General features: G+C 40.2%; 10 protein-coding genes and 2 pseudogenes. All 12 read right to left on the minus strand.

Annotation, left to right across the window (positions count from 1 at the left end; genetic code table 11):
- A partial coding sequence (locus VIM91_RS10575) for a UDP-N-acetyl glucosamine 2-epimerase (RefSeq protein WP_331864779.1) occupies window positions 1–720 on the minus strand: 720 nt, incomplete at its 3' end.
- A 10-nt stretch (window positions 721–730) separates the two neighbouring features.
- Window positions 731–1,765, minus strand: a complete 1,035-nt coding sequence (locus VIM91_RS10580) for a polysaccharide biosynthesis protein (protein ID WP_331864780.1) — start codon at window positions 1,763–1,765, stop codon at window positions 731–733.
- A 12-nt stretch (window positions 1,766–1,777) separates the two neighbouring features.
- Window positions 1,778–2,629 carry an SDR family oxidoreductase gene (locus VIM91_RS10585; RefSeq protein WP_331864781.1) on the minus strand — a complete coding sequence of 284 codons (852 nt, stop codon included), beginning with the start codon at window positions 2,627–2,629 and terminating at the stop codon, window positions 1,778–1,780.
- On the minus strand, window positions 2,626–3,810 hold the full coding sequence (locus VIM91_RS10590; protein ID WP_331864782.1) for a glycosyltransferase family 4 protein: 1,185 nt from the start codon (window positions 3,808–3,810) through the stop codon (window positions 2,626–2,628). The genes VIM91_RS10585 and VIM91_RS10590 overlap by 4 nt, the downstream gene beginning before the upstream one ends.
- Entirely contained in the window at window positions 3,798–5,090 is a 1,293-nt protein-coding gene (locus VIM91_RS10595) for an O-antigen polymerase (RefSeq protein WP_331864783.1), read from the minus strand. Before VIM91_RS10595 ends, VIM91_RS10590 begins: the two co-directional genes overlap by 13 nt.
- An 8-nt stretch (window positions 5,091–5,098) precedes the next feature.
- Window positions 5,099–6,043 (minus strand): glycosyltransferase, encoded by a 945-nt coding sequence (locus tag VIM91_RS10600; RefSeq protein ID WP_331864784.1) that lies wholly within the window; start codon window positions 6,041–6,043, stop codon window positions 5,099–5,101.
- On the minus strand, window positions 6,033–7,478 hold the full coding sequence (locus tag VIM91_RS10605) for a flippase (RefSeq protein ID WP_331864785.1): 1,446 nt from the start codon (window positions 7,476–7,478) through the stop codon (window positions 6,033–6,035). Before VIM91_RS10605 ends, VIM91_RS10600 begins: the two co-directional genes overlap by 11 nt.
- Window positions 7,475–9,478 carry a glutamine--fructose-6-phosphate transaminase (isomerizing) gene (glmS, locus tag VIM91_RS10610; RefSeq protein ID WP_331864786.1) on the minus strand — a complete coding sequence of 668 codons (2,004 nt, stop codon included), beginning with the start codon at window positions 9,476–9,478 and terminating at the stop codon, window positions 7,475–7,477. The genes VIM91_RS10605 and glmS overlap by 4 nt, the downstream gene beginning before the upstream one ends.
- Complete coding sequence (locus tag VIM91_RS10615) at window positions 9,479–9,859, minus strand: MarR family EPS-associated transcriptional regulator (RefSeq protein WP_331864787.1); 381 nt, start codon at window positions 9,857–9,859, stop codon at window positions 9,479–9,481. It abuts the gene before it with no gap.
- Window positions 9,860–10,046: 187 nt separating this feature from the next.
- A pseudogene (locus VIM91_RS11855) lies at window positions 10,047–10,235 on the minus strand (GDP-mannose 4,6-dehydratase); the annotation flags it as partial.
- Window positions 10,236–10,484: 249 nt separating this feature from the next.
- Window positions 10,485–11,579: pseudogene (locus tag VIM91_RS10625) on the minus strand (dTDP-glucose 4,6-dehydratase); the annotation flags it as partial.
- A 146-nt stretch (window positions 11,580–11,725) separates the two neighbouring features.
- A complete protein-coding gene (locus VIM91_RS10630; RefSeq protein ID WP_331864788.1) occupies window positions 11,726–12,328 on the minus strand; it encodes a Wzz/FepE/Etk N-terminal domain-containing protein in 603 nt (200 codons plus the stop codon).
- Window positions 12,329–12,374 lie beyond the last annotated feature (46 nt).

Below are 12,374 nucleotides of genomic sequence, written 5' to 3' on the forward strand. Positions count from 1 at the left end.
AGGGTGTGTAGAAACAATCACCGGCATTTGATAAGTTTCTGCAACTGTATTAAGCGACTCGACCAATTTTACAAAGTTCTTTTCTGAATCAACATTTTCCTCACGGTGCGCACTCACTACAAAAAATGCATGTTCTTTCAACCCTAAACGTTCAAGAACATCAGACGCCTCAATTTGAGGTCTAAAATAATCCAACACTTCAAACATCGGGCTACCAGTTTTAATCACTAAATCTGCAGGCAAACCTTCGCGCATCAAATATTCACGCGCAATCGTGCTATAAGTCAAATTCACATCCGACATATGATCAATAATACGGCGATTAATTTCTTCCGGTACACGTTGATCAAAGCAGCGATTACCCGCTTCCATATGAAAGGTCGGAATCTTACGACGTTTGGCCGGCATAATCGCCATCCCGCTATTTGTATCCCCCAAAACTAAAACAGCTTCCGGTTTCACCTCATCCAAAACTTTATCAACAGCGATGATTACATTCCCAATCGTTTCAGCACTTGATGCCCCCGCCGCATTTAAAAAATAATCTGGCTTACGAATACCCAAATCACTAAAAAATACTTCGTTCAATTCAAAGTCATAATTCTGACCTGTGTGAACAAGAACATGATCACAAAATTCATCCAGCTTTCTAATAATTAAAGACAACCGAATCAACTCTGGTCGGGTGCCTGCAACCGTCATCACTTTTAATTTCTTCATCCTTTAAACCTTATTCTTCTGGTGACACATATTCCCCGCGCACAATCGCCTGCATAAACTCCAGCTTTAACAACAACTTTTGCATACCAGCCACGTCCAATCTTTCTGTATTATGTGAGTTGTAATCTTCAGTACGTGAAATCTTCTCCTCCCCAACCTCAACAAATTTCGCATAGTTTAAGTCGCGTAAATCCGGCGGTACTCTAAAATAGCCACCCAAATCTTCAGCACATACCATTTCCTCGCGACTTAATAACGCTTCAAACAATTTCTCGCCATGACGTGTTCCAATAATATTGATAGGATGCTCCGGCTTATTCATCAAACCAACTAAGGCTTTTGCCAAAGTCTCTACCGTAGCAGCAGGTGCTTTTTGCACAAAAATATCGCCATTATTGCCGTGTTCAAAGGCATACAGTACCAAGTCCACCGCATCGGCCAATGTCATCATAAAACGCGTCATATTTGGGTCAGTAATAGTCAAAGCTTGCCCGGCTCGAATCTGATCAACAAATAAAGGTATCACCGAACCACGAGAGGCCATCACATTGCCATAACGTGTCCCACAAATCACCGTTTTGTTTTCATCCAGATTGCGCGACTTAGCGACCATCACCTTTTCCATCATCGCCTTAGATATACCCATCGCATTGATTGGATAAACCGCCTTATCGGTACTCAAACAGACTACACGCTTCACTTCATTTTGAATCGCTGCCTCAAGTACATTTTCTGTACCTAAAATATTCGTATTCACAGCCTGCATCGGATGAAATTCGCAAGAAGGCACTTGCTTCAAAGCTGCTGCATGAAAAATAAAATCCACCCCACGCGTGGCATTCAAAACCGAACGGTAATCACGTACATCACCAATATAAAACTTTAATTTAGGGTGAGAGTACTTTTTGCGCATATCATCCTGCTTCTTTTCATCGCGCGAAAAAATGCGAATTTCACCAATATCCGAATCCAAAAACCGTTTCAAAACCGCGTTACCAAACGACCCGGTTCCACCGGTAATTAACAGTACCTTATTTTTAAACATATCAAACACTCTCTATCGCTTGTCATACATAAATTGAATTAAATCCGGCCAACTTTTAGGCGAATACCCCGTTGCCACGCTGAATCGTGAGGAATCCAATGAGCGATCAATAACTACGGCATCATCTTCAACAATTTCTATTTCTTCACCATAAATATTTTTAACCAAATTCAACAGCGTACACTTATCAATTGGCTCAGCTGATACATGATAAAGGCCGGACAGATAAGGATTCGGCAAAACAAACTCATGAATTACCCGCGCTAACTCAACCGTTGGCAAACCGGAAAATACCGCTTTAGTGAATCCTTTAACTTGCCCTTCTTGTGATAAGAACCAATCAACTAAAGAAGCATTAGAGTTTAACTCATGTCCAATAATTGAAGTTCTCAGCGTCACACAATGCGAATAATCATGAAGCTCACCAATATACTTAGACTTGCCATATAAATCTTTGGCATCAGATTCATCAGTTTCTAAGTACATGCCTTTTTCGCCTGAAAACACGCAATCTGTACTAATATGAACCAACCGTGAGCCTTGTAAACCGCACAACCTAGCTAAACGATGCGGGAACATAGCATTCAGAGGTAAAGCAACCAATGGGTCTTTTGCATTCGGTAATTGTTTAATAAGACCTACACAGTTAACAACCACATCTGGGCGAACCTTGGCTAACAAGCCTACCAAAGCATCCTGATCAAGCACATCAACACCCACTATCAAATTTTTCTGCAACGTTTCAGAAAAGAATGATTTAGCAGAACTACCCCTTGCTGTGCCGTATACATCATGATGCTCAGAAAGGCTTTTAAAAACCGCACTGCCTAGCATTCCAGTCACACCTAAAACTAAAACCCTCATTTCGTTACCTTATGATTATTTTTAAAACTTTCCAACGCAAACTCAAACAACGCAATATTATCTGCAATATCTTGCTCGTTGTTTATTTTTGACACTGAGTTTACAGCAACCTGCTGTCGCCAGCTAAGTCGAGATTGTGCATCCATATTCGCAACCTCTTCAATTTTTCTAGCAAACAAGTCTAAATCAAGCGACAAATCCCAACCCAAATTATCGTTTTCTAAATTCTGCCAAGGTGTTTGATCACTTAACAATACCGGTGTACCAACAGATAAGGATTCAGCAATGACATGACCATAGTTTTCACCTCGCGTAGGAAAAAAAAATAAATCATAGCCAGAAAAAACGTCTGATACTTGGTCTGGTGTAACCGCGCAACAATAGTTAACCACAATATTAGAAGGCAACTTTTCAATCAAATCTAAACAGGTCTGCCAATATTCCTTATCCTCGATTGGACCATAAATATCAAAAACTAAAGTAGACTCAACCTTACCTAACACTTGCAACGCAAAATCAAGGTTCTTCTTTGGCGAGATACGAGATAAAAAAACAATCTTACAAATTTCATTTGGCTTTAAAGCTAAGTCACCTATGCTTACAGATACCTCTGGCGGCAAATCCTTCGCTATAAATATGGAAGAAGGATCAATGTTTAACACCGAAATAATATCTTGCTTTTCAAGTTCACTCGATGCCTGCCAAGTAATACCGTGATACAAGCCAAGCCAGCTTGCTAATTTAATAAACAACTTCTTCTTAAACGACTTCAGCTCCAATGCTCCAGGCGAAAACTCACCACGAGGTGCCAACACAACTGGACATGGCTTGACTAAACTAAATCTCCGAGCAAGCAAAGGCTTAATCGTAAAATTAAAGTCAAAAAAACTGTTTAAATACAAAACATCAAACTCAGAATTATTAATAACTTGTACTATATTTTTCAAAGACAAACTTTCTGGTGATAGATACATAACCGATGCTTTACCAAGAGGCTGCCAAGAGCTTATTTCAATGTTATGGAAAGCCTTTTCATCGCCCAAATCTCTGTCACGAGTAACAACCGAAAAATAAAAATTATCAAGCTGCTCCACCATGTTTTGCAACGTCTTAACTGGCCCGCCAGCTCTGTATGCAGGAAAATAATAAGACAAAGAAACCAATACTTTTATTTTCTCCATTTAATTTTCCTAAAAAAGAAAGCGTATAAAAATAACGACATAAATCCTACTAAATACTCACCAAACTGGAACACTTGATTATTTGCAGGGACATAAAAAAATAAAATTATAGTCAAATAAGCTATTACTACCATAAAAGGATCGCGATATAAAACTGATCTTTTCCAAGAAAAGGCAAGTAGAAATGAAAAAAAACCAAGCATTAAAAGGGCACCTAAAAATCCAAAATCAGAAGCCAGCCAAGGATATATAGAGTGCCAAAGTTGATACATACTCCATCCATAATGATATTCAATAAGTCCGGGAAGGGACGATTCTGTAAAATAACTAGTACCAAACAAACTGTTAGCATTTTCAGCAAGAAAATAAGACCCACCTAAACCAAATGTAGATGGCGAGCTTTCTACCCTAAAAGCCAAATCTAGAGCATAATATCCTTGTGTTAAATACCTGGATATTGATTCTACAAAAACCTGTAAAATAACAGGCAAACCTTCATATCTCTGAGCATATATTAATTCTGCCCCCGTATTAAATACAGCAAACTCACCAACCCCACCATCTCTTGTAAGCTGCCCATAAGCAAAGAAATAAATAAAAAATATAGCCATAAAAAATAAAAAAATAAATATTTTGATTTTTTTCATCCATCCGGGGTTGTAAAAAGCATATCTTTGAAGCAAATACAAAAAATAAATAGTAATTAGAATATCTGCAAAAAACTTATTAGTACCTGTGGTTATGTAAATAGAAAGAAACCAAATCAATACAACCAAACTAATGATTTTTTCTCGCAAGGTTAGAATTGGCCAATAAAAAACAGTTAAAGGATATAGCGAAATCAAAAAAACACTAAAAACAATTCTTAAATATTCAGCACTAACCCACAAACCAATATTCTCTTTTGCTTGTAGTGCAATATTGTAAGCAACACCTATTTCTTCAATACCAGTAAAAAAAAATGGAAAATAATGACCTGTTCTAGCAATGGTTGTAGGTACCAATAGAATAATTGAAAATATAATAGATAGTCTATAAAATCTTTTTGAAAAAGAAACAGAATAATCAGCATTATTTCTATATGAAACCGATATCCCCAAAAAATAACCCAGTAAAATTAAAAATTGTGAAAAAATTAAATACAAAAACAAACTTAACCCATTTTCATAGGGCCATGGCCATGGACCCCAAAAAAACAATCCAACAGAAATAAACAAATAAAACTGAATTATAATTAAAGGAACATAAAACCTTATACTTTTAGGAAATAAAAATCTCATAATTAATTTTAATTTTTTCGATATACGATTCTTTTAATTTTACCCAATAACAATCTTACCGGCTTACCAAGTACACTTCTCAATAAAACCCAAGTATAATTAGGTGCCAATATTTTCGGCCAATAATCTATCGCTTCACGATGAGCTTTGAAAGCTTTTTTAAACCTAGCTGAACGCAAAAAATTTCTTGCAACTATTAACTTGGCTTTGGCATAAGCCTCATTTTTTCTTTTCTTTAATGACGCAGGAACGATAAAAGTACTGAAGTAATTATCCAATACCCTTAAATACTCATTAGAAACACTCTCTGACACTTCACTGTAAGAAATCGATCTTGGATGTAATCTATATCCTGCAAGCACTTTTTGAAGAAAATAAAATTCACCATCCTGTGATATTCGAATCCAAAACTCTCTATCCGGTGCTAACTTCAGGCTTGTATCCCATCCGCCATGCTTTTCCAAAGAAGATTTTTTAAATATTGCTCCAGGTCCAATATAACACTCCTGATCAACTACTAGCTTTTCTAAGTCAAACTCTTTACATATATTTTTTTTTACTACTTTTCCACCTATGTCAATTAAGTTTGAATCAGGAAATACACAAACATATTTTTTTTCATTTATAACTTCAATAAGATTCTCAATTGCATTTGGGTACAAAATATCATCTGAACTTAAATAGCTCAAATATTCACCTTTGGATATCCCCCAACCCTTATTAAGCGTCGCGGACTGCCCCATATTGTCCTGGCATATGCATATTACCCTATCCCGGTACCTATCCAATACTTGCTCTGTATGATCAGTAGATCCATCATTGATTACAATGTATTCAATGTTAGGGTAACTTTGATTCAGAACGCTTTCTATTGTTTCAGCAAGGTAGTCTGCTTGATTATAGGTCGGCGTTACAATGGTGACCAAAGGGTAGCGTTCAAACTTAGTTTCCATAGTCACCTTTAAAGTTTTTATATTTAATCAAAAAATAAATTAGCACTGACAGACCAATCATGATTTGAACCAAAGCTTTTAAATCTATACGTAAATCATTGATTACTACTATTGTTAAAAATGCAATCGAAAAAACATAAATCATAATGCTTCTGATGCCTATGCGGCCTTCACCATTTTCTGAATACTTTAAGGCAAAATATAACATTAAAACCGTATCAACCAGCAACCTTATCACCCATGCTATCGCGGCGCCGACAACACCAACCTCATTTAACAACCACCACAAAAAGCCAATAAAGACAGGAAACTCCACTAAATGTATATATGCCGTAACTTTAGCCTTGCCCTTGCCTTGTATATAAGTAAATGGAACAATAGCCAAACTATTTATTAACATTCCAAGTGATAACAACATGAGTATATATTTACTTTCTGTGGCGAAACTTGCTCCTACCCATAGTGTCAGTATTTCTTGCTCAAAAAGCATAAAAAATGCACACAAAGGCAACATAATAAAAAATATGACATTTACACTGTCGCTATAGAGATTGGCTTCACTCTTTTCGTTACCTGCTAACCTAGAAGCAAAAATCGGAAATAATACAGCAGCAAGTGCGCCAGGTATAATCCACAACTTTGTAATAATTTCGTGCGGGGTTGCATAATAAGATACCGCCGTTGCACCTATTAAAGCTCCGATCAAGAATCGATCTAAATACCCCATCAAGGGACTTATCACATTGCTAACCGTCATCCAGCCACCATTAATAACTAATGACTTAGAGTACCTTAGATCTATTTTTAGCTTTCTTTGTAATACCGGAAGATTAACTTGAGCATACCAAAAATAGAGTATAAAACTAATGGCCCGAATCAAGAATAATGCAACTGCAATAAAATCGAGCCTTACGTCCCAAAACCAGACAACAATAACCGGCCCCAGAAAGGTCATAACACCAATTGGTACTCTGATTAAGTTAACTATGTCAAATCTTCCATAAGCCTCAAGAATACCTCTTGAACCAGCAGATAGAATAACAAATGGAATCGTCAAAGCCATGATTTGTATGGTTGCAATGACTTCATTTTTACCATCTAAACCCTTTAACAAGTCAGTAAAACTCGAAGAAAATACAATTACAACTAAACCCAATACGATTCCAATACCGAGCATTAACACATATGTAGTGCCTAAAACCTTTGGAATTCTCAAATATTTTTGCTTAGCATTTATGGTGCTCAATTCCAGAGTTAACGCTCTTCCTAGCCCCATATCCAATAGACTTGCATAGCTTACAAATGCCCATACAAGCGTTAAAACACCAAACCTTGCAACCCCCAGAGTGTCAATAAGAACTGGAATTGTAAAAATGGCAACTATAAGAGGGAGGCCTAGCCCTAAAAAATTGTAGAAGGTATTTTTTGCTATCACTCTACCGTTACCGATTTGGCTAAATTCCTCGGCCTATCAACATCTGTGCCTTTGGCGAGCGCAACGTAATAAGCGAGTAATTGTAGCGGAATATTAAACGTTATGGGCGCGGTTACTCGCCCGACATTAGCGGTGGCTTTGATAACTTGAAAGCCTTCCTCTGAATTAACATTGGATTTTTCATCTTCAAATACATAAAGCTGACCGCCGCGCGCATTCACTTCTTGCAGGTTTGACTTGAGTTTTTCTAGCAACTCGTCATGCGGCGCTATGGCGATGACGGGAATATTTTCATCTATTAATGCCAATGGGCCGTGTTTAAGCTCACCTGCGGGATAGGCTTCGGCGTGGATGTAGCTGATTTCTTTTAGTTTTAACGCGGCTTCCATCGCAATTGGGTACATGCTGCCACGCCCTAAGAATATCGCACTGGTTTTAGTGGCGATATGGTTGGCGAGTTCTTTAATCAGGCCTTCACTTTGTAGCGTTTTTTCCACCAAGCCTGGTAGTGTGTGAAGGCCTTTAACGATTAAGGCTTCGCGACTAGAGTCTAGGCGTTTTTGGACTTTGCCTATTACACAAAGCAATAAGGCTAAGGCGACTAATTGGGTAGTAAAGGCTTTGGTAGAGGCAACACCAATTTCCGGACCCGCATGGGTGAGGAAAACCATGTCGGATTCGCGGGTAAGGCTCGATTCGGCTACGTTGCAGATGGTTAATGTGGGGATGTTTAGCGGTTTGCTGTCATTCTGAGTTGCAAACGAAGAATCTTGCTCGCCGGATTGAGATCCTTCGGCTTCGCTCAGGATGACGGACTTAGTGGCTGGAGATTCTTCGCTTCGCTCAGAATGACGAAGCAATGACTCAAAATGGCAGGCACGCTTTTCTTTGATTTGTTGCAGGGCGGCTAGCGTGTCGGCGGTTTCGCCGGATTGGCTTAGTGTGACGAATAGTGTGTTGTCTTGCACGACTGGGTTGCGGTAGCGGTATTCGCTGGCGACTTCGACCTGACAGGCTAAACCGATAATATCTTCAAACCAGTATTTCGCCACCAGGCCTGCATGGTAGCTGGTGCCGCAGGCGATAATTTGAACTTGCTTGATCGTGCTGAAATGCTCTTGCGCTTGATAACCAAAGGCGTTAGCCAGTACTTCTTCGTGCGTCACGCGCCCTTCGAGGGTGTCGATAATGGCTTGCGGCTGCTCGAAAATCTCTTTATGCATGTAGTGACGATGTTCGCCCAGTTCAACCGAAGCGGCACTCAGGCTGGATTGTTTAACTTCACGCTCAACAGGTTGGCCGTCTACATTATAAATTTCTACCGTCAGCCGTGTGATTCGAGCGGTATCCCCCTCTTCCAAGAAGATAAAGTTTTGTGTAACGGGTAATAAAGCAGACACATCGGATGCAATAAAGTGTTCGCCTATGCCTATTCCGATGACTAACGGACTGCCTTTGCGAGCAACCACTAGGGTGTCAGGATTTTGCTTGTCGATTATGGCAAGCGCGTAGGCGCCTTGTAGGGTTTTTATTGTGGTTTGTAGGGCTTGCAATAAACTGGTATCGCCTTGATTGACTGAGTTTTCTAGTGTGTGATAAATAGCGTGGGCGATAACTTCGGTATCGGTTTGGGAAGTGAAACGATAACCTTGTTCTAGTTGTTCGGTTTTTAGCTGCTGGTAGTTTTCAATAATGCCGTTGTGAACGATTGCAACACGATTATTACAAATGTGTGGATGCGCATTGTTTTCTGCTGGTGCGCCGTGGGTTGCCCAACGTGTGTGGGCAATACCGATATGGCCGGTGAAGTCTTCACCGTTTTCAATTTTTTGTTCGAGGTTTTTGATTTTGCCTATTGCGCGGACGCGGCTTAGCTGTTGTTCCGAATTAATCAGAGCTATACCGGATGAATCGTAACCACGATACTCCAGCCTTTTTAATCCTTCTAATAAAATCGGAACTACATTCCGTTCAGCTATGCCACCAACAATTCCGCACATTTAAATTTGACTCTCTTGTTTTATAGCTTCCGCTTTTGATGGCGTGTTTGTTTCATCTTGCAGTTTGTCAGCCGTAGAAGCGTGTCGATTGATATCGTGCAACTCTTGCGTTAACTGTTCGTATTCTTCGCGTTTGCGTTGGATGAATCGTTCGGTTAAATCAATCCTTTCACGAATGCCTTGCGGGGTGAGTACGTAGCGATAACCGAGTTTATTAGGGTTTTGGGCAAAACGTTCGGCTTTGACTAAGCCTTTTTCGATTAAAGCCTTGAGCACGTAGTTGGTTTTACCAATACTAAAGCCGAGCTTTTCCGCTAGTGTGCGCTGGCTAGGCTCAGTGCTTATGTGGCGCAAGGTTTTTAGGCGTGTTTCAGGATCCATTTTTTCCAGTGCTAATCTTTTATTTTTAATTGTTCTTTCGTGCCAACTTCTGGAGATCCTTCACTTCGTTCAGGATGACAGTGTGCGTGCAGAACATCTCAAAACTTAGTGTTCAATATTTGAATTTTAAGAAGAGTTTACACGAGTACCTGAACTATTTCGAGCATTAGAACGTAGAAATATAAACTTAGTAATCGTGGCTACACTTTGAATACCAGGCCTGGTTGTTAAGATACCATTGCACTGTTTTTCGAATGCCGGACTCAATGGTTTCTTGTGGCGCCCAGCCAAGTTCGCGTTGAATTTTACTGGCGTCTATTGCGTAACGTACGTCATGGCCTGGACGGTCTTTGACGTGGATTATGAGGTGTTTATAGCTGTCGTTTTGAACTGAAGGTGAAGAATCTTTTGATGTGGTGCACAGGCGGCTGGGAGATCCTTCACTTTGTTCAGGATGACAGGTGACTGTGTCATTCTGAGGCAACGCCGAAGAATCTTGTGAGGTGATGCACAAGCGGTTGGGAGATTCAGGCTTCGTTTCACTTCGCGCTGACTTTGTTTCTTCGACTTCGCTCAGGATGACAGTGCTTTGGGTTGAGGGTTCTTGGATTTGCTTAGGATAGTGTGGGGCGAGCTCATCTAGGATTTCGCAAATGGTATTTACTACTTCGATATTTGCTTTTTCACTGCCGCCTCCGACATTATAGGTTTCACCCACCTGCCCTTCTTTGGCTATTGTTATTAGGGCATTTACTGTGTCCTCGACATAGAGCCAGTCCCGGATTTGTTTGCCGTTACCGTATATGGGGATGGGCTTACCATTTAGGGCGTTAAAAATGGTCTTGGGAATGAGTTTTTCGGCGTATTGATATGGGCCGAAGTTATTCGAGCAATGCACCAGAATTCCAGGTAGTTTATAGGTACGCCACCAGGCCTGGATAAGGTGGTCGGAAGCCGCTTTGCTGGCGCTGTAAGGTGAGCTAGGTTTATAGGCACTGGTTTCGGTGAATGCGGCTGGAGAATCTTGTGAGGTCTTGCACAGTCGGCTGGAAGATCCTTCACTTTGTTCAGGATGACACAAGCCTGAGTCATTCTGAGGCAACGCCGAAGAATCTTGTGAGGTGGTGCACGGGCGGTTGGGAGATTCAGGCTTCGTTTCACTTCGCGCTGACTTTGTTTCTTCGCTTTGCTCAGGATGACGAGAGACTGTGTCATTCTGAACCGCAGGTGAAGAATCTTTATCGTGATCACTCGGTATGCCAGACAACCCTAAATCACCGTAGACTTCATCTGTGGAAACGTGGATAAAGCGAAAGTTGGTTTGTTTTTGCGGGTGTTCGGCTAGGTAGGTGCGGGCTTGTTCAAGCAGGTTAAACGTGCCGACGATATTAGTTTGAATAAACGCAGCGGGCGATTCGATTGATCGATCAACATGCGATTCAGCAGCCAGGTGAAATACCAGGCCTGGTTGGTACTGCTCAAATACACGCTTGAGCTGTTGGGCATCGCAAATATCAACCTGCTCAAATGTATAACGCGGATTGTCACTCACCTCATCAAGCGATGCAAGGTTACCAGCGTAAGTCAGTTTATCGACATTAACAACGAGATAGTCGGTATGTTTAATAAGATGACGTACCAATGCGCTGCCAATAAAACCGGCCCCACCGGTGACCATAATAGTAGTGTTGGTGAGCGGATTCAGTTGTTTCGTATGCATAGTTTTTGGCTGATCTCGTTTATTATTATGAGTCATTTATGTAGTAGCTGCTTGTCGGCACGAGATTCAGACTTTGTTTCACTTTGCGCTGACTTCGTTTCTTCACTTTGTTCAGGATGATAATGTTTTTATAGAGACCCCTAATCTTAAACAGTCGATTCGTTTTGTTGGCGACGTTTTTGGATTGCATTACGGATTAAGGCAATAAACACGCCCAACATACCACCTAAAACAAAGGCCACAGCTAAAATGAGTTTTAACCTGTCTTTGGCCGCAACACGTTCAATGCTCGCCTGCCCGACTAGTTGGGTGGGTTGAATAACATATTCTTTTAACTGATTAGAAGTAAAATTTTCATGGCGATCCAGCACAAAATCTATCGCCTCTTGCAGTTTCTCCGCCGATTTTTCTTGATCTATGTTTGATATTTGGATCTCTAAAAGCTTGACTGAAGCTTTGGGGACATTAGCTTCGACCTTTAACTGCTGATTAATTATAAGTGCTAAGTCTTGTGTGCGTTCTATCGTATGAATTACACCATCATGAGATGCATATGCACCAATTTCTATTAAAGCCTTACCATGAAACATATCAGGCTTAACAGGCTGACTAACCGTAAACACAAAAGCCAATAGTGGCGCAATCAAAGTGGTCGCTAAAATTAACCATTTTTGCTGCCATAGGGTTTGAAACAATTCAAACAGGTCTATTTCATCGTCTTGGTAATTTATCGACTGTTGATTCTGCATCGCATTCCTCCAGAAATTATTCTTATTTTTTAACGTTATTGTTTGA

Origin of the sequence: Thiomicrospira sp., from assembly GCF_036568485.1 — a bacterium.
Taxonomy (GTDB): Bacteria; Pseudomonadota; Gammaproteobacteria; order Thiomicrospirales; family Thiomicrospiraceae; genus Thiomicrospira.

Bases quoted from the DNA above. Each gene is read 5' to 3' on its own strand.
- VIM91_RS10600 (WP_331864784.1), bottom strand. From the start codon at position 6,043: ATGGAAACTAAGTTTGAACGCTACCCTTTGGTCACCATTGTAACGCCG.
- VIM91_RS10580 (WP_331864780.1), bottom strand. From the start codon at position 1,765: ATGTTTAAAAATAAGGTACTGTTAATTACCGGTGGAACCGGGTCGTTT.
- VIM91_RS10615 (WP_331864787.1), bottom strand. From the start codon at position 9,859: ATGGATCCTGAAACACGCCTAAAAACCTTGCGCCACATAAGCACTGAG.
- VIM91_RS10590 (WP_331864782.1), bottom strand. From the start codon at position 3,810: ATGGAGAAAATAAAAGTATTGGTTTCTTTGTCTTATTATTTTCCTGCA.
- VIM91_RS10630 (WP_331864788.1), bottom strand. From the start codon at position 12,328: ATGCAGAATCAACAGTCGATAAATTACCAAGACGATGAAATAGACCTG.
- glmS (WP_331864786.1), bottom strand. From the start codon at position 9,478: ATGTGCGGAATTGTTGGTGGCATAGCTGAACGGAATGTAGTTCCGATT.
- VIM91_RS10585 (WP_331864781.1), bottom strand. From the start codon at position 2,629: ATGAGGGTTTTAGTTTTAGGTGTGACTGGAATGCTAGGCAGTGCGGTT.
- VIM91_RS10595 (WP_331864783.1), bottom strand. From the start codon at position 5,090: ATGAGATTTTTATTTCCTAAAAGTATAAGGTTTTATGTTCCTTTAATT.